Genomic DNA, 22,903 nt, shown 5'->3' on the forward strand with positions numbered 1-22,903 from the left:
GAATGGGGGAATAATTATGAAAAGTAAGTACACTATATTTTTTGATGAAATAGACAAAAATCACTTACCATTGGTAGGTGGAAAAGGGGCGAACCTTGGTGAAATGACTAAAACCGGCTTTACTGTACCTTTCGGTTTTTGTGTAACTACGGAATGTTATAAGGAATTTATTGAACTGAACAAGCTATCAGACTTTATATCACAAATTATCAAAGGTGCAACCCTTGATAATGTAAGCCCCATAGGTAAAGAAATTAGAAGCAAGATAATTCAGTGTGAAATCCCTGTAGGTGTTAAGCAAGAATTAGTTAAATCCCTTAATAGGATAGGATCAACCAACTATTATGCAGTTAGATCTAGTGCTACTGCAGAGGATCTAGCCTTTGCTTCCTTTGCAGGTCAGCAGGACACCTATCTTAACATAAAAGGTGAGGAATCCATCCTGGAATCTGTGAAAAACTGTTGGGCTTCGTTGTTTACAGATAGAGCTATACTATACAGAATTCAAAATAAAATACCACACGAAAATGTCTATATGTCTGTCGTAATTCAAAAAATGGTTCTGCCAGAAATCTCTGGTATTATGTTTACTGCGGATCCAATCACTGGTCATAGGGGAATTGTATCCATTGATGCTAGCTATGGACTAGGAGAAGCTCTTGTATCTGGTCTTGTTTCTCCAGATATATATAAATTTAGAAAGAAAACTGGCTCCATAGATAGTAAAACTATAGCACAAAAAAAACTCGCAATCATACCTCTTGAGGATGGTGGCACCAAAAAGATTGAGATTTCAGGAAAAGAATCAAGTAATCAAGTAATGGAAGACTCCCAAATAAAAAGCCTTGTTGAAATTGGTATTGCAATAGAAAAACATTACGGTAGTCCACAGGATATAGAGTGGTGTATGGAAAAGGGGAAAATTTATATAGTTCAAAGCCGTGCCATTACTTCCTTATTCCCTATTCCTACCCCAATTCCAAAGGATGATGCCCTGCATGGTTATGTTTCATTCAACCATTTTCAGGTTATGATCCATCCTATTTCACCTCTTGGAATTGATATGTTAAGACTAATCATGTCCTTTGATAATGGAGCTAGAAGTGCTGAGGAATATAAAATTTTAAAATCTGCAGCAGGCAGGATCTATATTGATTTAAGTGTATTATTACAACATAAAAGAGTTAGAAATATAGTTACTTCATTCATGAAAAATGCCGATGCCCTAGCATCTGAGGCATTAGTAGAACTTACAAACAGACCTGATTTTGAAGCACAGTTAGTAAAGAATGACGCCTCCGGAAAATCATTAAAGAAATTTATTAAACCCATAGCGGTAAAAGCTATTAAAAATTTAGCCTACAAAACACCCGAGGGTACCATAGAATTTGTAAACGAATATATAAAAAATAGAATGAAGAAAACAGAAGAAGCTATCAATAGTTCAGCCCATGGAATAGAAAAACTAGAAGCCATATTTAAGCACTCGAGCTTTATTAATGATTTCCAAACAATTCTTCCAAAGATGGCGCCTGCAATGATAAGTTTTAAAGCCGTAGAAGGGCTTGAAAAAAAATTACTTGGTACAAACAAATACTCTAATTTAATAGTTAAAGGCTTAGAAGGAAATATAACTACGGAATTGGGACTTTTAGTTGGTGATATGGCTGACCATATAAGAAAATCACTTGATTTAACAAGAGAATTCGAAAGCAACAACTATAGAACTTTAATCGAAAGAATAAATAGCCTTAATGGTTACCTTGAATTTAAGAGGCTTTTCAATGATTTTATGAATAAATATGATATGAGAGCCGCTGGAGAAATAGACATGGCCAAGGACAGGTGGATTGAGAATCCTGAACCTTTGGTTAAAGCAATAATGGCTACAGTAAAAACTTCTGAAGAAGGTATCCATAGAAAAGACTACAAAGACACCATAGAAACAGCAAAGAAAGCTGCACAAGAGTTCATAATGGAAGTAGAAGCAAAACATGGAAAAGCTAAAGGTATAGTAGTTAAGAGACTCATAAGAGTTTTAAGAAACTATTTACCAGTGCGAGAACATCCAAAATATCTAATAATGAAACTTATTCTAATTTTTAAGAAAGCTTTCCTTGAAGAAGCTAAGATATTAGTACAAAAGGGTCATCTTCAAGCAGAAAAGGATATATTCTATGTAAGCTTTTGGGAACTATATGAAGCCATGAAAAACAATGAGAGTCTTGTACACCTTGTAGCACTTAGAAAAGAAGAATATGAACACTTTAAAAAGTTAACACCTCCAAGAGTTATAACTAGTGAAGGTGAAGAGATTAAAGCAGGTTACAAAATAGACAACCTTCCTAAGGGCTCTCTAGCGGGAATCCCTGTATCTTCTGGGATAATAGAAGGTATGGCCAGAGTTATCACAGATCCGTCAAGTGGATCTATAAATAAAGGTGAGATACTAGTTGCACCATTTACAGACCCAGGCTGGACTCCTCTTTTTATTAATGCAGCAGGACTTGTAATGGAGATTGGTGGTCTTTTAACCCATGGAACTGTGGTTGCTAGGGAATATGGTATGCCGGCGGTAGTTGGAATCACTGATGCTACAAAAATAATAAAAACTGGTCAAAAAATCAGAGTAGATGGTAATGCTGGCTATGTAATGATTATTGAAGAATAGAGGTAATTGCAATGATTGGATTTGCAGGAATATTAGTTGGAATGTTTTCAATAGGAGTTATGCAGCTCATCCTTGCCACTGCACTGCCCTTCATAGTAACTGAGATTGGCGGTAGCAATATGTATAGCTGGATTTTCTCCAGCTATATGCTAGCCTCCCTAGCAACAATTCCTCTATTTTCAAAGCTTGCTGATATATATGGTTAAGGCTAAGTTTAGACCTGGGCTTATCACAAGAATTCTGTGGATTGTTATGATTACAAGCTCTGTTCTTATGTTATTTTCAATTACTACTGGAAATCTTTTATTCTTTAATATATTAACAGTGCTAATTGGGCTTTTCACAGGGGGAATTATGGCAACCTTCCTTATCAATTCTCAAAATGCTGTAAACGGTGAGGATAGAACCGTACTTAGCGGAGTTATCCAGCTAGGACGATACTTTGGTGCCTCTATTGGAGTTACAATCCTAACTGGAATGCTTCCTAAAGTTAACCTAATTAGCAATATTAGTGAATTTATAGGAGCCTTTGGATTTTTAGTGGCTCTGTGTATAACTGGGCTAATTAATGAAATTATATAGCTTTAGCATTTATAATAATTCATACCAAGGGACACAAAACCCAAACTTAAATCCAAATTAAAATCAAACTTAAACATATTAACATTATTATTACCTCAAGTGAATTAGCTTCTTTAATTTATAGTGATGTTAAACAATGTTAATATTTATCATTTCTAAATTAAAAGGTATAGTTAGTCCAAACTATGCCTTTTATAAAAAAAATAAGAATCTAGCCATTAGACTAAATTCTTATTTACTATTACTGCTTATTTGTAAATTACTAAGCTCAATTGTAATTTCTATTTTTCCTTATCATTATCTCTTTATAATCTAATTTCATTATATTCTTTTAACTAACTAGCTTTTACAAAATCATTATTAGGTATCTATAAAAGATATTTTTATACTAATATATTCTTCATAAATAAATTAAATTAAATCATCGTATCTTCTATAATCTCTTTAACCATAGTTAAAACATTAATTTCGCCTTTAGGAAAGCTTTCATTTGCATTTTCTAGCTTCTCTAAAATATCAACCTTATTAAAATTGCAACCTTTTAATAAGTTCTCAATCACAGTAAACTCCCTTGTCATCAAGGAATCAGTGTATATTTTACACTGGTTTATTTTTCCTTCTTCGGTTTTAAGATTAATTTCTATTTTCCCTTCTTTAAAGAGTTTATCCATAGACACATCAAAGCTTGGGCAATCTCCGTATACCCATTCTTCACTGGAATACTTTAAGATAAGATTCTCCATGCTGACAGAGCCTTCATCTACATATTGTGTATTATCTATTTTACCATAGTTATATTTAAAGGCTTCTATTAATGCTTCTTTTAGCTTATCAATAGTTAAACCTTCCTTACAGCCCTTTAAATTCGTCACCCTACTCTTAACAGAATCTATTCCCTTTGATTCTAACTTTTCTATTGAGGGAGTTAATATTGTGGGTAGTACTTCCATGTCTACGTCAAATAATAAAGTTCCATGATGATAGTATTTATCCTCTTCTCTATAAAAGGCATTTCCAGATATTTTTTTATTTTGCACTAGAATATCATTTCTTCCTGAAAACCCTGCTTTTACACCTAATTCTTCTAACGCTTTTATTATTACAGACAGCTGCTTACTTAAGTCCTCATTTTCATCACTCATTAAAAATGTAAAATTTAGATTTCCTAAATCGTGATAAACCGCTCCCCCACCTGACAACCTTCTTGCCAATTTCCCTTTATTCCTAGACAAGACCTCTAAGTTGCATTCCTTCCATGGGTTCTGATTTCGACCTATTACCACTGTATTTTGATTTCTCCACAGATACATTATTATTTCATGTTTTTCTACTGTATTTAGAAGAAGTTCTTCCAATGCTAAGTTGAAATAAGGATTGTAACTATTAGAAACTATAACCTTTCTTTTAGCTATCAAAGTGAATCGCACCGCCTTCTAAAGATAACACCGCCTCATGAATTGCTTCTGCTGTTGTTGGATGAGCAAAAATTGTTTCTTTTATTTGCTCTTCTGAAAGATTATTCTTAATAGCTAAAGTTAATATACCGATTAAATCAGAACCATGTGGCCCCACTATAGAAGCTCCAATTAATCTATTACTATTCTTATCTTTTATCACCTTTACAAAGCCTCGTTCTTCTCCATATGTTAAAGCTTTTCCATTAGCCATGAAAGGGAATTTTCCTATCTTTATTTCAATACCGCATTCAAGAGCTGATTTTTCTGTTACCCCCACTGTGGCAACCTCTGGAGTAGTATACACCACACTAGGTACCACTAAGTAATCCATTTCTTTTTCTTCACCTAAAATATTGTCTACAGCCACCATTGCTCCATGGGATGCAACGTGAGCAAGGCCTATTTTATTATTAACATCACCAATAGCATAAATATTATCTATGTTTGTTTTTAGTTTATCATTAACCTTTATTCCTTTTCCATTACAGTTTAACTCAATTCCAATGTTTTCAATTCCAAGGCCTTCTATATTAGGTTCTCTTCCTATGGCAACTAGTACCTTATCGCAGGTAATTAACTTTTCAACTCCATTTGATTCAAAGCACACAATAGCCTTTCCATCTTCACTATTTTTTACTCCAGTGACTTTTGATGATGTAAAGAACTTAATTCCTTTTTCTTCACCTATGGATTTTATTTCATCAACAACATCTTCATCCATAGAGCAAAGTATCTTTGGCATATATTCAACAACAGTTACTTCTACACCAAAATTCGAATAAATGAAGGCGAACTCCATGCCGATAACACCGCCACCGATAACCACCATTTTCTCTGGAAGTTTCCTTATCTCTAATGCCTCAGTACTATTTATAACCTTATCTCCATTAAATCCTTCTATATTAATGTTTGCAATCTTTGAACCTGTTGCAACTATTATATTCTTCGTACTTATAGTGACTTCTTCTCTTTTACTCTTTACGAAAACCTTATTTTTTTCTATTATTTCACCTAAACCAGTGATTTTCTCTACAGAATTTTTTTCTAATAGAAAATCTATACCACCAGTGAGATTTTTCACTATTTTATCTTTTCTATTTATTACTTGATTCATATCTACTTCTGCATGTGCTACTTTAATTCCAAATTCTACTCCATGCTTTACATTGTCAAATATTTCAGAGGATCTCACCAATGCTTTAGTTGGTATGCATCCTACATTTAAACAGGTGCCACCTAGATTTTCCTTTTCAATAATTACAGTTTTCAAACCTTTTTTAGCTGCATAAATAGCTGCTACATATCCTCCTGGGCCTGCACCAATTACTGTTAAATCACAGCTTACCTCCCTTTTTACTGGTTTTAACATTGAGCTAAAGTAATCAAAACCCTTAGATTTTTCCTTTGTTTCTGCGGTTCCTTCTACAATTCCAAATATCTCCCCTACATTTACTGTGTCTCCTTCATTTACCTTTAGCTCCTTTAAAATTCCTGAACAACTTGCTTTTATTGGGGCATTTCCCTTGTCTCCTTCAACTTGAAAAATTATGTCTCCAGCTTTTAAATTGTCTCCAACCTTAACATTTACTTTTCCAACTTTACCTGTTTTACTATGACCTGCTAATTTATCAATTTTTAATTCAACCATTATTATCCCCGCCTTATATTCAATAATAAACAAGTTCACTAAAATATGTACCTGTACAAACTATTTGCACAGGTACGTATTTATTAATTATTTGAAGTCTTTCTCAAATTCATCAATTGAATCTTTAAGAAGAGTTACTGAGTACGCCATTGATGGTCCGCCACCAAATGCAACTGCAACCATAGCTGCTTCCATTATTTCTTCTCTAGTAGCTCCTGCTTCTAAAGCTTTATAAACATGGAATACTATGCAATATTCACAACGGTTATAAGCACCAATTGCAACACTTATTAATTCTTTAGCTTTAACATCTAAAGCTCCTGGTGTATAGGTTGTTCCTAAAAGTCCCATAAAAGCTTCTACATTAGCTCCATTTGTATTTCCTAATTCTTGTAGTCCTCCCATAAAGGCATTTAGCAGTTCTCTTGGATTTTTATTCATAATGTATCTCTCCATTCACCTATTTTTACTTGCAATACTAATAGTTGCTATAGCAAGTATCTACTTTTATAGTACCACCTTTCGGTGGCATTGACAATGTTTTATCATATATTTTTTTGAAATAGTTAAAGCTGAATTTATTATATTTTATATGTTATAGAAAATAATGAAATATATATTGATTTATAATCATATTTCCTCGTTCTCTTTCTACAAGTGGATTTTGTATAATATAATAGAGTTTATTTATATATCTTTTATTTATTTCCTTCTTTCACATTAAATACAATCTTATTTAGCACTTCTTTAAAGATTTCTAAATGCTCTTCACTTATTCCACTGTTAGCCTCATTTGAAAAACTTTCTCCAATGGGAAGCAAAGCTTCTCTTTTCTCTTTGCCTTCTTTAGTTAGATATAGCTTAGTTATTCTTCTATCTTTTCCATCCTTCATTCGTTCAACTGTATTTTCCTTTTCTAATCTATCTATAAGTCTTACTACTGTGGATTCCGTTAAATCCATTTCCTCTGATAATTCCTTTTGAGTTATACCTTCATTTCTTCCTATATAATAAAGAGCTATCCATTGAACTCTTGTAATACCATAAAGCGCTAATCTATTATTAAAAGCATCAACTATATGTTTTGTACCTCTACTTGTTATAATTCCGATGCAATCATCTAAATTAAACATATATCATCACCTCATTAATTATTATAAACTATTTTATTCATTATAAATACCTTATTTAAAAAATCAATATCCAGCCTAAAATACTTTTTAAGCTGGATATTTTTATTATAGATTATTCACTTATTTCTACTTTTTCCTTACTGTTATATACCTTCATATCTATTTCCTTCAATCTCTTCCCTGTAACTAGCCCAGATACCATGGAATCACTTACATTAAGGGCTGTTCTAGCCATATCAATAAGTGGTTCTATTGCTATCAAAAGACCAACTAACCCTACAGGAAGTCCCATAGCAGATAAAACTGTTAGAGCTGCAAAAGTTGCTCCTCCACCGACTCCAGCAATACCAAAGGAACCTAATGCTGTAACTATTATAAGTTTAATTAAAAATCCTGGCTCCATTGGATTTATTCCCACAGTTGGAGCTATCATTACTGCAAGCATTGCTGGATATATACCAGCACATCCATTTTGACCTATACTTGTTCCAAGCGAAGCTGAAAGATTAGCTATTCCTTCTGAAAGACCTAGTTTATTTGTCTCAGCCTCAATAGTTAAAGGAAGGGTACCTGCACTTGTTCTTGAAGTAAATGCAAAGGTTAGTACTGCTGCTGATTTCTTTAGATAAGTTAGTGGGTTTAGCCCATTAAGTGCTAGTATTATAAAGTGTATTATAAACATAATTATTATGGCTACATATGATGCCCCAACAAACTTCATCAACTTAACTATTTCAGCAAAGTTGCTTGTTGAAACCATTCTAGTCATAAGTGCTAATACTCCAAAAGGAGTTAATCTAAGTATTAACGTTACCATTCTCATAACAACATCATGGATTGAGTTTAAGAATTTAGTAAAGGTTTCTGCTGATTCTGGATGTTTCTTTTTAATTCCAATAGTAGCAATCCCAATGAACCCTGCAAATACAACCACTGATAAGGTTGCCGCACTTCCTTGTCCTGTCAAAGAATAGAATGGATTAGTTGGTATTATTTCCACTATTTGATCTTGAACCGATTTTGCTTGGAAACTCTTTAAAGATTCGTCTAACTTTTCACCTTGTTTAATTTGAGCTTCTCCTGCTTGCATTCCACTAGCATCTAAGTTAAAGGCTCCTGCAGTAAAAGCTCCCACAGCTGCAGATATTCCTGCAGTTATAATAAGAACGGCTATAATAGTTCCAGCTTTTTTTCCAAGATCCTTAGAATTTTGGTTTATAATAGCTGTGGATATTGACACAAATATCAATGGCATAACTATCATCTTTAATAGTCTTACATAACCATTCCCCAATATAGCAAACCAAGTGTTAGCTTCCTTTACCACAGGACTTGTTGCGCCGTACAATAATTGGAGTACAGCCCCATATAAAATACCTACTACAAGGGCTAAAAGAACCCTAACAGTAAATGAGTAGTGTTTCTTTTGCATCCATATTATCCCATAGACGAAAGCAATCATTATGATAAGGTTTAAAATCACGTGGATTGTTGTATTCATTTTATACCCCCTTGAGCTCTTATTATTTTATAATTCCTCATAATCTTGTGTATCTTCTTTCTATAATGAGTGTACTTTTTAGTATAATCTCTACACTTAACTTATGTACATCAACTATTCTTTAAGTTTCTATTTCTCTTTGTTTTTTAATAATGTTCTCCTATGCCTTCTACAGTTCTAACCTCCTCCCAAACTTACTATTAGCTACTTTTCTATAACTCACACCCTAAATTTAAGTGGTAATTCACAGTTTTAAGAGTCTTTCCTAGTTTTTTTAGTTCTTATTCTAAGCATATGCAATCAACCAGAAATTTTTTCCAATTTGGATTAGTTTCCATCAAAAATTTTTTTAATTTAAAATAAAATCACCTTAAGGCTGAGAGCCAAAAGGTGGTTTTCATTGTATTAGAACAAGTAAAAATTCTTTTATAATATTAATAATCGATTATTGTTAAAATTTATACTTTTAATCTAACAATTCTTCAACACTAGAACTCATGAAAAACTCATGAGTTCTAGTTGCTTTTTATAAAAATTAGATTAAAGTTACTGCACTATCTTTACTACACATTTTTGCCATGGCTTCGTCCAGTGAGTAATAGGACTAATAATAAACTAATTACAACTAGTACAAACACCATTAAATAACCTATTTCAATAAAAATCCTCCCAGTAGGAAGTGATGCTTCCATTCTGCCCAAGTGTTCTAAAATTTCAGTACAGCGTAGCTTCCTTTAGTTCATACAATCCCTCGCTTTTTTCAATTAAATGCATATATCAACCTAAATAAAGTGAAGGTTCAACTATTTTTCTTTTTTAGAAATTTTCAAAATGGATAGCCCAAAGAATATAACCATAAAAACAAAAATATAAATTAAACTGGCATTGAGGCTTAGAATAGTATCTCCAACTTTGAAGGCACCCCCTAAGGATAATCTAAATTCCTCCAATGCTGCAATTGGTGCACCTGCAAAGGTAATCTTCTCGGCTTCCTCCATCATAATTCTTCGAAATAATACTCCTGCATGGGAAGGTGGAAATACTTTTACAACTAACTGTACAGCCTCTGGTAAACTTCCGATAGGTATATAAATTCCTGTAAGAAATCCTATTAAAGTACCTACTAAAGTACTTGCAGTAGAGAAAGCATTTACACTTTTAAACCAAGACACCATATAAAACATCATGAAGCTTGAAGCTGCAGTGGTAAAGATAATTAACAATATGACTTTTGACATAGCTTCAAAGGTTAATAGTTCTCCACCATACATAACAATATACCCTTCTGCCAAAACAAAAGTAATTAAGGTCATGATAAGACTAATGAAAAATCCACTAACTATATAACCTCCTGCTAGAGTACTTCTCTTTAAAGGTGAAGCTTGAAAATCTTTATATATATTATTTCTTTTATCTTCAATCATGGTTGCCATAGCTCCTAAGGATGTAGTTATAGGAGTTACTGCTAATAATCCTCCCATAATCCAACTATCCATTAAAAACCTGGCACCTTTCATATCACCCATGTTTTTTACCATCATATCACCTAAAAACAAAACATAAAGACCAATAATTACCAATACCCCAAGAAGGGAGAAAAACACACTGCTTTTATCACGGAAAAATATTAACAAATTACGTTTCACTAAATATCTCATTCTCTTATCTCCTTCCCAGTAATATTAATAAAGGCATCATCCATATTTCCTTCCACTACTTGAAATCCTATTAATTTACCTTTACATTGCTCTAAAATAGGCATTGCCTGTAGGGTTGAATCTAACTTAATTGTTACTGTATCCCCCTTAATTTCATAGGCAAGTCCCATATCTTTAAGGATATAAGTGATTTCTTCCATAGATGAAGTATGCATTATCAAATGATCAGTACTATATTCTTCTTTTAACTGTGCAGGAGTACCTTTTGCTGAAATAGTTCCATTGTCGATAACTACTACATAATCTGCTTTGGCTGCCTCTTCCATATAATGAGTAGTAAGGAAGATAGTCATATTTTTTTCTTTTCTCAAATACTCAATAGCCTCCCACACATTCTGCCTAGTTTGTGGGTCTAATCCAGTTGTAGGCTCATCTAAGATTAGAATTTTAGGTGCATTTACAAGGGCCCTTGCAATATCTGCTCTTCTTCTCTGTCCTCCTGATAATTCACCATATTTACGATCTAAATATCCTGTTACTCCTGTACTTTTTGCTGCATAATCAACAGCTGCCATTAACTCATCTTTCTTGGAATGATAAAAACTTCCCCTGATTATTAGGTTTTCTTTTACCGTCAACAGTTTGTCTAATACATTATCTTGGAATACTGTACCAATCATGTGACGAATTTTATCATCATCCTTGCCCAAGCCATACCCATCAATAGTAACCTCACCTCCATTTGACTTTAGCAAGGTACCTATTATGTTTATAGTAGTTGACTTTCCTGCACCATTAGGACCCAAAAAAGCAAATAATGTTCCTCTCTCAACAAAAAAATCAAGGCCTTTTACTACTTCTAATTCCCCATAGGATTTTCTAAGACCTGTTATTTCAATAATCTTATCCATAGCCCACATCCCCTTAACTTTATTTTAAATTCTTCTTAAAACTGAAAATCTAGTCCACATTTATATTATTTAACTTTCACTTATCTCCGATATTTCATATCTTTTAATTATATTATAGCAATATTGTTAAAATTCCAACAATATTTTCCAATAGGTTTTATTTTGAGTTTTTTACACATAACTTTATGTCCTGAATAAAAAACATGAAAATCCTTAGTAAATTTTAATTTTTCATTACATTAATAACTCCTCTGTGTTGATATGTGATTCTCTTTAAAAATAAAACCAACTCTAAATTAATGTACACATACTTATAATTATGTAATTATTATCATGGAATCTCACTATAATTAATAAGGCAGTTAAAATAAATTAGAGCTAACTAATTCAAATGGAGGGAGAGAAATGAAAAGAATATGTACTCAATGTCAAACCGAAATGGTAGAGGATTTAGCAATCGATATCCAATATGGTATGTATGGAATTAGAATCACAAAAAAAGGTAAAGGGCTATTTAATGGTGTTTCAGCTAAACCTAAAGCGGCGGTATGCCCTAATTGTGGTTATATAGTTTTATATACAGATGAATATAATGTTTTTGCTAACTAGGAACACACATTATTTTTTATGATCTTATATTAAGTAATAGCATTCAAGTATTATAATTAAGGGGGTGATAAAAATTCACCCTCTTAATTTATTCATTACTAAAAACTTCACCAACGGTTATTAGGCATATCCGTGCACTATTTTCCTGATATCATTGAACTTTCACCCTTTGCTGCATTTGCAATTTATAGTTTTATTTAATCTTCTTTTGTTTTTGTCTATAATCATTGTAAAGATGGCAATATATATAGTAAAATGTTTCAGTAATGCACTTGGACTTCTTAAATTTAATTTATATCTATGATGAACTAATTTCAAGATTCTGCGTATACATAGAGCTACCTTGGTTCCATTAAGGTTCTAATATACATATATTAGTTTTTCGTTTTAAAATCTATATATCTATTTTAAAGTTTACCATAAATATTATTTTAGGCTCTTTAGACAAAAAAATTAATATTGGGTACTCTTATTAAATTACTAAGTTGGATATATAAACTAAGACAAATTTTCTGCGGAGTTCAGGTATTAAATCACAGCATTAGATTGGAGTGACTATTAACATATGAAAAATAATTGGAAGAAAAATATGGTGCTATTTTTATTAAGCCAAACTATATCACTTTTTGGTTCTTCTTTAGTTCAGTATGCGATTTTATGGTATATTACCTTAAATACTAAATCAGGTCTCATGATGACTATTTCTATTATTTGTGGATTCCTTCCTACATTTTTCCTCTCACCCTTTGCAGGAGTGTGGGCGGACCGCTATAATCGAAAAAATCTCATTATGTTATCAGATTCCTTCATTGCCCTAAGTACACTTATACTGGCAATACTATTCTTAATGGGCTACGAATCCATGGGCTTGCTTTTTGTTATGTCCGCACTAAGATCAATAGGGACTGGAATTCAAACTCCAGCTATAGGAGCGTTTATGCCTCAAATAGTACCTGAAGATCAGCTAACAAGAGTCAATGGCATAAATGGTAGTATTCAATCCATGGTAATGTTAATTTCACCAATGCTCAGTGGTGCTCTACTATCCGTAGCTTCCATAGAAGCTATCTTTTTCATTGATGTAGTTACAGCGGCTATTGCGGTTTTGGTAATGTTGCTATTTTTGAAAGTATCTCCCCATGCAAAAGCACAAAGTACACAAGAAGTCAGCTATTTCAAAGATCTAGCTGCAGGAATTTCCTACATTAAAGGTCATACTTATGTGAAAAAGTTTTTTATCTTTTGTGCTTTCTTCTTTTTCTTGGTGGCTCCCGTTGCCTTTCTAACTCCACTTCAAGTTACAAGGACTTTTGGAGATGATGTTTGGCGCTTAACCGCCATTGAAATTACCTTCTCCCTTGGAATGATGTTCGGAGGAATTATCATGGCTTCTTGGGGTGGCTTTAAAAACAAGGTTCATACCATGACATTTTCAAGTTTCATGGTTGGTATAGGTACCTTTGCTCTAGGGATTGTTGCTAATTTTTGGGTTTACTTATTTATTATGGTAATGATTGGTGTTTCTCTTCCCTTTTTCAATACACCTTCAACGGTTTTACTACAAGAAAAGGTTGAACCAGATTTCTTGGGAAGAGTATTCGGTGTTTTAGGCATGATTTCAAGTTCAATGATGCCTCTTGGAATGCTTATTTTTGGACCAATATCTGATGCAATTCAAATTGAATGGCTCCTCATAGGAACTGGTTTTCTATTGTTCATTCAAGGATTTTTCTTAATTGGTAGCAAAGATTTAGTTGAGGCTGGAAAAGCAAAAGTTGGAATTCAAGAAAACTAGATTAAAATAATGTAACATAGAAAGGACGCCTATAGGGCGTCCTTTTATGATGAAGTTATTTTTCTATAATCACATCTACACCTTTTGAACCCCAAGATAAGCTTCATGGATCTGTGGATTTTTTGCAATTTCTTTAGCATCGCCTTCCATAGTTATAACTCCTTGTTCCAAAACATAAGCCCTATCCGCAATAGAAAGTGCTTGAAAGGCATTTTGTTCTACTAGCAATATGGTTTTACCCATTTTTTTAATATCTATTATTATATCAAAAATAGTTTGAACTAGAAGAGGTGCAAGTCCAAGAGAAGGTTCATCTAATAGTATTAAGTCTGGATTACTCATAAGTCCTCTTCCCATGGCAAGCATCTGTTGTTCTCCTCCTGAAAGAGTTCCTGCTATCTGTTTTTCTCTTTCTTTAAGTCTTGGAAATAAAGTGTAAACTTTCTCTAAATCTTCTCCAATAGCTTTCTTATCTCTTCTTAAATAAGCACCTAGTAAAAGATTATCTTTAACAGTTAAATTTACAAAAACTAATCTTCCTTCTGGCACATGGCACATGCCCTTTTTCACTATTTTAGTAGGATTAGTAGTAATCTTTTCACCCATGTAGGATATAGTTCCATCCTTTGGTTTTAAAAATCCAGAAACTGAATTTAACAAGGTGGATTTACCTGCTCCATTTGATCCAATTATTGTTACTATTTCTCCCTGGTTTACTTCTACATTTATCCCTTTTAAGGCATGAATCCCACCATAATAAACATGTAAATTATTAACCTTTAGCATTTTCTCCACCTCCTAGATAAGCTTCTTTCACTTTGCTATTCCCTTGTATTTCCTGAGGTGTGCCTTCAGCTAATTTGCATCCAAAGTTTAATACCACAATGTTATCGCAAATTCCCATTATCATGTCCATATGATGTTCAATTAATAATACCGATAAGTTGAATTTTTTTCTAATATCAATAACAAGTTCCATAAGCTTTATAGTTTCATCTGGATTCATCCCTGCAGCTGGCTCATCTAATAAAAGCAGCTTTGGCTTCAAAGCTAAAGCTCTTGCTATTTCAAGCCTTCTTTGGATTCCATATGGAAGATTATTTGCAATAAAAGCTCTTCTATCTGTAAGTCCCATTATTTCCATTAATTCTTCAGCTTGTTCTTTTAGATTATTTTCTTCCTTTCTATATCTAGTTTTCTTACTAAGAGTCTTAGGAAGAGTACCAAACAATAATGCCTCTCCAAAAGAATAATTTGCGCTATTATGACATGCTGTGAGTATGTTTTCATACACAGTGAGATTTTTAAATAACCTTATATTTTGGAAGGTTCTAGTTATTCCTGTCTCTATAACTTTAAAAGTTTCTTTGTTTTCAATATGCTTACCATCAAAAATAATACTTCCTGAGGAAACCTTATAAATTCCTGTTATCAAATTAAAGATGGTGGTTTTTCCTGCTCCATTTGGTCCTATTAATCCAGTAATACTGTTTTCTTCAATTTTAAACCCCACATCATTAACCGCTGTAAGTCCTCCAAATTGTTTAGTTAAGCCATTTATCTCTAGCAATGCCATATTAAACACCCTCTTCCTTAGATACACTATCTTTAATGTTTTTCTTTTTAAATAGCTTCTTAAAGAAATTAATGCAGGCAGAAATTCTAAATTCTTTCCCTCCCATTAATCCCTGTGGTCTTGCAATCATTATAAACACCACTGCAGCGCCATAAATAACTAATCGCCAATTGGCAAAGGTCCTTAATAGTTCTGGTAATGATATCAATACAAGAGATCCAAGAACACTACCAGAAATACTTCCTAGTCCTCCGAAAATCACAATTATGGTAAGTTCTGTTGATCTTGTAAGTGCAAACATTTTTGGTTGAAGGAAACCAAGATAAGTAGCTAAAAGCCCTCCACCAACACCAGCATAAAAGGCACTTATTATTAAGGCTTTTAGTTTATATTTAAAAACATTAATCCCTATCATTTGAGAAGCCAATTCTTCTTCTTTTATTGCAATCATATTTCTACCTTGTCTTGATTTTATAACATTAAATAAAAGTATAACGCCTAAAATATCAAACACTACCACTGTTGTTAAATTAGTTGCTAAGGGTATTCCTGGCCATCCCCTAGCTCCACCAAAAAACTGTACGTTATCTAATATTAATCTAATAGCTTCACCAAAGCCTAATGTAGCAATACAAAAGTAGTCTCCCTTTAAATTTAATGTAACTTTACCTATAAGAATGCTTATTAATGAAGCCACTGCGCCACCAATTAACACTGACAAAACAAATGGTAAATGTAATTTTGTCATCATAAGTGCAGTAGTGTATCCCCCAATAGCCATAAACCCTGCATGACCAAAAGAAAATAGCCCTGTAAACCCTGTTAGTAATGAAAGTCCAAGCACAGGTAACATAAAGATTCCTGCAAGGGTAAGGATTCCTTTTAAGTAGTACCAACTAATATCCATGAATACTTCCTCCTTTATGCCTTATCTTCAGTAACCTTGCCCATAAGTCCCGTAGGTCTAAAGACAAGTACTAGAATTAGAAGAGCAAATGCTATTAAATCACGGTATTGAGATGAAAAATATGCTGCGGTTATAGTCTCAATAATTCCTAAAATTACTGATCCTAAAACAGCTCCTTGAATACTTCCAAGACCACCAAATACTGCTGCGATGAATGACTTTAGAGTTATAACCCCAATTTGTGGATATACTGTATATTTCATACCGAAAAGCACTCCAGCAACTCCACCTAACATTCCACCTATTGCAAAAATCAACATTATAATAATATTTGTGTTTATTCCTACCAAAGCACTAGCCTTCATGTTATAAGCAGTGGCTTGAATTGCTTTACCTATCTTTGTAAATTCAATTAAATATATTAGAATTCCAAGACAAACTGCTGATATTAAAAACATAGTTAAATCTATTTTACCTATGGATAATAGTCCTATTTTTATAGGTGCAGTTGAAAATACTTCAGGATAAGTCATAAAGGTTGGTCCTATAGTTGCTACTACTAAATTCTCTAATAATATAGACACACCCATTGCAGAAATAATAAAATATAAAAACGGAGCTTTTCTATCTCTTAAAGGCTTGTACGCAATCCTTTCAATAACTATGGCAAGAATACCTGCGCAAAGAGCTGAAAGTATAAATGCTACTGGAAAAGAATATTTAAACAGTGTCATAAAGAAATATCCAAAGTATGCACCAAACATTATTACGCCACCATGTGCAAAGTTTGAAAAATTCATAATACTATATACTAAGGAATATCCTACAGCCATTAGTGCATATACACTTCCTATGGATAATCCATTTATAAGTTGTTGTAAAAAATTAATCATATATCATTCCACCTTATGAATTAATTTTGATCCTTGTAACTATTAAAGAAATAATAACTTCTTGTGCTTTATATTATAATGAGTTAAGTGAGGTTCTCACTTAACTCATTTCATTTTATTTCACTTATTCTGGTCTATACTTTTGCTTAAATTTATATTGTTGATTTTCAATTTTAATGATAGCTGCATCTTTCTTTTCTGGGTTATGAGTATCTTTTCCTATAACTATTTTCCCAGTTATCCCAGTAATATTTGTTGTTTCAAGGGCTTCAGTTATTTTAACTGGATCAAAGCTATTTGATCTCTTTATTGCATCAATAAGCATATTAGATGCGTCATAAGCTAAGTATCCATTTAACTCAACATCTTTACCAAACTTTTCTTTATATTTATTTTTAAAAGCTTGAACTTCTGGGTCATCAAAATCTAAGTGATTAACAATATATGATCCTTCTACTGCTTCTTTTGCCATTGGAATTAGTTGCTCTGATGGCCATCCATCTCCACCTAGAAGAGTAGCAGTTATTCCAAGTTCTCTTGCTTGTTTAGCACTTAGAGCTACTTCTTTAAAGAAATATGGCATAAATATAACATCTGGCTCTGCAGCTTTAATCTTTGTAAGTTGAGCTCTAAAGTCTACATCTCCACTCTTAAATCCTTCTTTTGCAACAATTGTACCTCCGCTTTTCTTGAAGGTTTCTTCAAAGAATTGCGTAAGTCCTTGAGAATAATCATCCCCTACATCATAAAGTACTGCAGCTTTCTTAACCTTTAATACATCTGCAGCAAAACCTGCTGCTACAGCTCCTTGATAAGGATCTATGAAGCAAACTCTAAAGTTATATGGTTTTACTTTACCATCTACTACTGTAACCTTCGGATTTGTAGCTACAGTTGCTATATCTGGAACCTTCATTTCTTCAAGGACACTAGAAATAGGAATTGCTTGACCGCTGGCATTTGGTCCAATAATTGCTACAACTTTATCCTGGCCAGTTAATCTCTTTACTGCATTAACAGCTTCTGTACTATCACCTCTAGTATCATAAGTAACAACTTCTATTTTTTTCCCTAATAGTCCACCATTATTGTTTATATCTTCGAAAACCATCTTTACAGTCTGCGACTCACATTGTCCCCATACAGCCTGATCCCCTGAAAGAGAACCTATCCAACCAACTTTTATTACCTCATCTTTAGTTTCACTTCCAGCTGCTCCTTTGCTGCATCCTGTAAATACAAAGGAAATTGCCATTGTTGCTGCCAGTAAGCAAGACATCCATTTTCTTTTCATTAAATTACCCCCCTTTTAACATGTAATATTTATTTTTACTAATGATTTTTCTCAATAGGTAATACTTCCATCATTTGTATACACTATATTATGAATACCCTTTACATAATATTCCAACAAAATTCATTTCTTTGAGTTTATGAAATATGTGTCATAATGCTCTACTGTAGCTCAACCCCTTATATAGAAAGTCAATTTACTGTTAAATATATCTTTTAGTAGATTTTTTATTTCCAGTTCTAAATTCTTGAAAATCTCCACAAGAACCATATCTATAACAACATCTAATTTTCACTTATTTTAATTTTTAACTTCACTTTCTAAGATTGCTGTACTGATTACTATATACATGCATAAATAACCTTTTTAATTGACAAACTATATTTGTATTTCTCTTTTGGATAGAAAAATCTACAATATAAACTAAATTCTTTTAAAAGAACCAAGTCCAACGTTGCCTCCTTGAACTTGGTTCTTTTACTTTTGAAATAGTAACATCAGTAGATCTGCCTTTTTAGTTTTGTAGTTTAAATCACTTAGTAGTAGAGGTAAGCAACAAAATTGCATTCCAAAATAAAGTTAGAATTAAGCTATTTTCCTTACTATAATACCTTCATATAATAGTTCTAGATATAAAATTTACATTTTTCCTTGCATTACGAATCTATATATGATAATATAACAAATGTAGTGATTGTAGTTAATCACAAAAGCGAGGTTTAAATTTGATAGCAACGTTTCCTCTTTTTTTAGAATAACAATGTCAATCAAAAATTAAGTCTTAATATAGAAAAAAGGGGATTATATAAATGGCAGATAAAACATTAGTATGTAAAGATTGTTCACAAGAATTCGTATTCACAGAGGGCGAGCAAGCTTTCTACAAAGAAAAAGGATTCGAAAATGAGCCACAAAGATGTGCTGATTGCAGAAGAGCAAAGAAGCAACAAAACAACAACAACAACGGATTCAGAAGATAGTAATATTTTAGAATCAAATTCCCATTTGGGATTCAATAACCTGTAAGAATTAATTCTTACAGGTTATTTTTATTTGTACTAACTAATTTAAGCCTTCTTTTCCCGCTTTGCTAAAAGATTACCTATAAATACCTAGTTATACAATCTGCTATTTGTACAATCACCAATGGTTTTGGCGTATGAAATTTTCCAGGTTACAAAATCACATTCACTTGTTCTATTCCGCCTATAATCTATAGACACTTAATGTGGAATTTTTTTCACAATAATAGAGACACTAAATATCTTAGTGCCTCTAACTAAAAGGTAAATATGATTTTGTTATGCTATTTTATTGGTTTATTTAATCTTGCACTTACAAACAAAGGATTATGCATTTACATTTGCATCTAATGTTTTTTCATCAAAGATGTCTCTATTAAATTCACCTTCATCATCTGCGATTATAAGTGCTACTAAAGCATCAATATCTACGTTTGGAACAGTGGTAATAGCACCTCTAAACCAATCTACTCCTGCTATTAATGCTATTCCTTCTACTGGTAAACCAAGAACTGGCATCATACTAACAAATACTACTAATCCTCCACCAGGAACAGCAAGGGAACCCATACACCCTAAAGTTGCTACTGCAACTATTTGAATAACCTTACCTAAGGATGCATCCATATTGAAAAATTGTAATAACATTAAGCTTGCCATCGACATAAATACCGCTTGACCACAACTGTTCATAGCCATTCCTAGAGGATTAACTAAATCTGATATTCTTTTACTTACTCCTAACTTATTAACGGAATCATCCATTTTAGTAGGCAAAGTAATTGCAGATGATGTGGTAGTTGCTGCTACCAAAGTCATATTTCCAAGTTTCTTTGCTAACTTCCATGGATTAACTTTAACTCTAGCTGCAGTAACTAGTATTGCTAAAATCATTACTAACCCGCAAGCTAAGAATAGGCCACCTAAATATTTAATCATTAATGTAATAACATTTAATCCCATACTTCCTGATACTACAGCGATTAAAGCACCTACACCAATTGGTGCAATTTTCATTACATTTTTAATAATAATAAGTAGTATATCGTTGCCCTTCATCATTAGTTCTAATATAGTTCTATCTCCCTTTTTATCAACATAACTACTTGTAGCAGTTCCTAAAAATATTGCAAATACTATTATATGAATCATATTTGTTTTAGCTAAAGAGTCTAGTATGTTGTTAGGTATAAAATTAACGAAAGTTTCAAATATAGTTTGTTTAGTTGGTTCAATAGTCTTAACAAGCTCCATTGCTGGTAATCCTTCACCTGGTTTTAAAATATATCCAAAGGTAATTCCAATAATTGCTGATATTATTGTACCACCTAAAAACCAAGCAAATATTTTAAATCCAAGTTTACCAAGCTCCTTTGGTGAAATCTGACCAACAGCTACAGTAACAGATCCTAATATTATTAAAGGAACTCCCATCATGATTAACCTTAAAAATATATCACCTAAAAACTTAATTGGCGCAATCTTTGGTCCTAAAATTAAACCAGCAATTATACCGATAATTGTTGCAATAAGTATTTGGTTAGTTAATGATATTTTCCCCTTATTATTTATAGGTTTTGTTGACATAAATATCCCCCCAAGTAACAGTTTTAATACGTAATTTTTCTCAGTATCAATAAGCTAATAATCTAAATAAATAATGTTCATTGATAAGCTAAAAGCTCAATAGTCTCATTAATAGCTCTTGAAAATTTTTAGATCACAGGAGCCCTTCTGAATTTTGACAATTTCTCAAATTCACGAGCAATTTTAATTAATACACTATCCTTTAATTCACAACTTAAAAACTCTATTCCTACTGGCACTCCTAATGGTGCTGTGTCTGTTTTCTCAGTAAACCCTGCCGGCATAACAATAGCTGGATATCCTAATAAAGATGCTAATATTCCATTTCTCTCTAACTGTGATTCCCCGATTTTCACAACTGGTCTTTTTTGATGAGGGTATACAAGAGCATCAATGTTATATTTCTCAGTTAGCTCATTGAGTTCCTTCCTCATTGCAAGCCTTCTTGCTACTCTGCCTTCATAATCAACATTATCTTCTCTATTTATACTATTTGCTCTTATACAGCTAGATTCGATTCCTTTGAAATACAAACCTGATTCAAGTATATCCGATAAACTCTTCACATTAAGTTCTTTGCCTTCTTTTAATAAAAACTCATTTAAGGCATCTTTAAATTCGAATAAGTCCACACTAGTACTTTGCTGCAATTTAACGGCATCATAATTTTCTTCAATGTCAACAAACACTGCACCTGCTTTTTTCATCATATCTATGCAATTATACATATTTTTATTTACATCAGTATGGATTTCATCATTTCCAAAGAAGCTCTTGAGAATTCCTATTCTGCACCCATCTAAAGTAAAATCTTCATTATCTAAACTTTCAATTTTATTATAGCTATTGGCTATTTCAGTACAGGTCACATCAGGATCATAACCATACATAGCATTCAGTGCTAAGTTTAAATCCTCAACTGTTCTAGTTATTATTCCAACACAATCTTGATTAATTGAAGATGGAATAACACCTGATTTGCTTAACAAGCCATAAGTTGGCCTTAATCCTACAAGATTACAAGCGGAAGATGGAGATCTTACAGAATTTACTGTATCAGTACCTAATCCTATAACTCCAAAGTTCATTGCAATCCCTACTGCTGTACCCCCACTAGATCCTCCTGGAGTTCTTGTTACGTCATATGGATTTAAAGTTTGGCCCATTAATGTGTTATTTGTTTCACCACCGATTGCAAATTCATGCAAGTTGGCTTTAGCAAGGATTATAGCACCAGCTTCTATCAACTTATTAGCGATAAAAGCATCTCTATTAGGGTGAAAATCCTTCAAAAGTATTGATCCTGATGTAGTTTTCATATCTTTTGTGAATATATTATCCTTAAGTAGCACTGGTATTCCATGTAATGGTCCGACAAGTCCATTTTTCTCAAAATCCTCATCTAGTTTTTTTGCCATTTCCAAGGCATGAGGATTAATTGTAATTATAGAATTAACGGAAATACCCTTCTTATCAAATTTATTAATTCTCTCTATACACATGGTTATTAATTCTTTACAGTTAATTTGTTTTTCTACAATGGCCTTATGGATAGATTTTATAGTAGCTTCTTCTAAAATAAATTTATTATTATCTAACATGTTATCCCCCTAGCACTTACTCAATTTATAAATATAACTAAACTTATTATCTAACATT

20 protein-coding genes are annotated in these 22,903 nt (G+C 32.7%); 6 read left to right on the forward strand and 14 right to left on the reverse strand.

From position 1 onward, the window contains the following. The first annotated feature begins 16 nt into the window (after positions 1–16). Genes RR409_RS02455 through RR409_RS02465 form a run of 3 tightly spaced genes read left to right on the forward strand, consistent with a single transcriptional unit; the run spans position 17 to position 3,253 of the window. Entirely contained in the window at positions 17–2,671 is a 2,655-nt protein-coding gene (locus RR409_RS02455) for a phosphoenolpyruvate synthase (protein ID WP_332556131.1), read from the forward strand. 11 nt (positions 2,672–2,682) lie between these two features. After that, positions 2,683–2,877, forward strand: a complete 195-nt coding sequence (locus tag RR409_RS02460) for a hypothetical protein (protein ID WP_332556132.1) — start codon at positions 2,683–2,685, stop codon at positions 2,875–2,877. Continuing rightward, entirely contained in the window at positions 2,870–3,253 is a 384-nt protein-coding gene (locus RR409_RS02465; RefSeq protein ID WP_332556133.1) for a hypothetical protein, read from the forward strand. Before RR409_RS02460 ends, RR409_RS02465 begins: the two co-directional genes overlap by 8 nt. Before the next feature lie 416 nt (positions 3,254–3,669). On the opposite strand, the gene RR409_RS02470 is transcribed toward RR409_RS02465, so the two are convergent. From RR409_RS02470 to RR409_RS02500, 7 genes are all read right to left on the reverse strand, one after another. Next, positions 3,670–4,668, reverse strand: a complete 999-nt coding sequence (locus tag RR409_RS02470) for a lipoate--protein ligase (protein WP_332556134.1) — start codon at positions 4,666–4,668, stop codon at positions 3,670–3,672. After that, positions 4,658–6,358: a dihydrolipoyl dehydrogenase gene (gene lpdA, locus RR409_RS02475; RefSeq protein ID WP_332556135.1), complete on the reverse strand. Its 1,701-nt coding sequence runs from the start codon at positions 6,356–6,358 to the stop codon at positions 4,658–4,660. The genes RR409_RS02470 and lpdA overlap by 11 nt, the downstream gene beginning before the upstream one ends. A gap of 87 nt (positions 6,359–6,445) precedes the next feature. Next, the gene (locus RR409_RS02480) at positions 6,446–6,799 is read right to left on the reverse strand and encodes a carboxymuconolactone decarboxylase family protein (RefSeq protein WP_332556136.1); all 354 of its coding nucleotides are present in this window, start codon (positions 6,797–6,799) and stop codon (positions 6,446–6,448) included. Between the two features lie 257 nt (positions 6,800–7,056). After that, complete coding sequence (locus tag RR409_RS02485) at positions 7,057–7,491, reverse strand: MarR family transcriptional regulator (protein ID WP_332556137.1); 435 nt, start codon at positions 7,489–7,491, stop codon at positions 7,057–7,059. A gap of 112 nt (positions 7,492–7,603) precedes the next feature. Then, positions 7,604–8,992 carry an L-cystine transporter gene (locus tag RR409_RS02490; protein WP_332556138.1) on the reverse strand — a complete coding sequence of 463 codons (1,389 nt, stop codon included), beginning with the start codon at positions 8,990–8,992 and terminating at the stop codon, positions 7,604–7,606. Positions 8,993–9,795: 803 nt separating this feature from the next. Beyond that, positions 9,796–10,650 carry an ABC transporter permease gene (locus RR409_RS02495; protein ID WP_332556139.1) on the reverse strand — a complete coding sequence of 285 codons (855 nt, stop codon included), beginning with the start codon at positions 10,648–10,650 and terminating at the stop codon, positions 9,796–9,798. Further along, positions 10,647–11,561 (reverse strand): ABC transporter ATP-binding protein, encoded by a 915-nt coding sequence (locus RR409_RS02500; RefSeq protein ID WP_332556140.1) that lies wholly within the window; start codon positions 11,559–11,561, stop codon positions 10,647–10,649. The genes RR409_RS02495 and RR409_RS02500 overlap by 4 nt, the downstream gene beginning before the upstream one ends. A 405-nt stretch (positions 11,562–11,966) precedes the next feature. On the opposite strand from RR409_RS02500, the gene RR409_RS02505 reads away from it, so the two are divergent. Next, a complete protein-coding gene (locus RR409_RS02505) occupies positions 11,967–12,170 on the forward strand; it encodes a nucleic acid-binding protein (RefSeq protein ID WP_332556141.1) in 204 nt (67 codons plus the stop codon). A gap of 565 nt (positions 12,171–12,735) precedes the next feature. Then, a complete protein-coding gene (locus RR409_RS02510) occupies positions 12,736–13,965 on the forward strand; it encodes an MFS transporter (protein ID WP_332556142.1) in 1,230 nt (409 codons plus the stop codon). A 75-nt stretch (positions 13,966–14,040) separates the two neighbouring features. On the opposite strand, the gene RR409_RS02515 is transcribed toward RR409_RS02510, so the two are convergent. The 5 genes from RR409_RS02515 to RR409_RS02535 form a co-directional block, all read right to left on the reverse strand. Next, positions 14,041–14,751, reverse strand: coding sequence for an ABC transporter ATP-binding protein (locus RR409_RS02515; RefSeq protein ID WP_332556143.1), 711 nt, complete (start codon positions 14,749–14,751; stop codon positions 14,041–14,043). Beyond that, positions 14,738–15,541: an ABC transporter ATP-binding protein gene (locus tag RR409_RS02520; RefSeq protein ID WP_332556144.1), complete on the reverse strand. Its 804-nt coding sequence runs from the start codon at positions 15,539–15,541 to the stop codon at positions 14,738–14,740. The genes RR409_RS02515 and RR409_RS02520 overlap by 14 nt, the downstream gene beginning before the upstream one ends. 1 nt (position 15,542) lies before the next feature. Continuing rightward, positions 15,543–16,448 carry a branched-chain amino acid ABC transporter permease gene (locus tag RR409_RS02525; RefSeq protein ID WP_332556145.1) on the reverse strand — a complete coding sequence of 302 codons (906 nt, stop codon included), beginning with the start codon at positions 16,446–16,448 and terminating at the stop codon, positions 15,543–15,545. 14 nt (positions 16,449–16,462) lie between these two features. Continuing rightward, a complete protein-coding gene (locus RR409_RS02530) occupies positions 16,463–17,341 on the reverse strand; it encodes a branched-chain amino acid ABC transporter permease (protein WP_332556146.1) in 879 nt (292 codons plus the stop codon). 124 nt (positions 17,342–17,465) lie between these two features. Continuing rightward, positions 17,466–18,635, reverse strand: a complete 1,170-nt coding sequence (locus tag RR409_RS02535) for an ABC transporter substrate-binding protein (protein WP_332556147.1) — start codon at positions 18,633–18,635, stop codon at positions 17,466–17,468. Between the two features lie 809 nt (positions 18,636–19,444). Between RR409_RS02535 and RR409_RS02540 the strand changes: the two genes are divergently transcribed. Continuing rightward, positions 19,445–19,615 carry a zinc-ribbon domain-containing protein gene (locus tag RR409_RS02540; protein ID WP_332556148.1) on the forward strand — a complete coding sequence of 57 codons (171 nt, stop codon included), beginning with the start codon at positions 19,445–19,447 and terminating at the stop codon, positions 19,613–19,615. A 369-nt stretch (positions 19,616–19,984) separates the two neighbouring features. On the opposite strand, the gene RR409_RS02545 is transcribed toward RR409_RS02540, so the two are convergent. Further along, positions 19,985–21,244, reverse strand: coding sequence for a dicarboxylate/amino acid:cation symporter (locus RR409_RS02545; RefSeq protein ID WP_332556149.1), 1,260 nt, complete (start codon positions 21,242–21,244; stop codon positions 19,985–19,987). A gap of 128 nt (positions 21,245–21,372) precedes the next feature. Then, complete coding sequence (locus tag RR409_RS02550) at positions 21,373–22,845, reverse strand: amidase (RefSeq protein WP_332556150.1); 1,473 nt, start codon at positions 22,843–22,845, stop codon at positions 21,373–21,375. Positions 22,846–22,903: the final 58 nt, after the last annotated feature.

The sequence above is a fragment of the Clostridium sp. genome (genome assembly GCF_036642255.1).
Lineage (GTDB): Bacteria > Bacillota > Clostridia > Clostridiales > Clostridiaceae > Clostridium_J.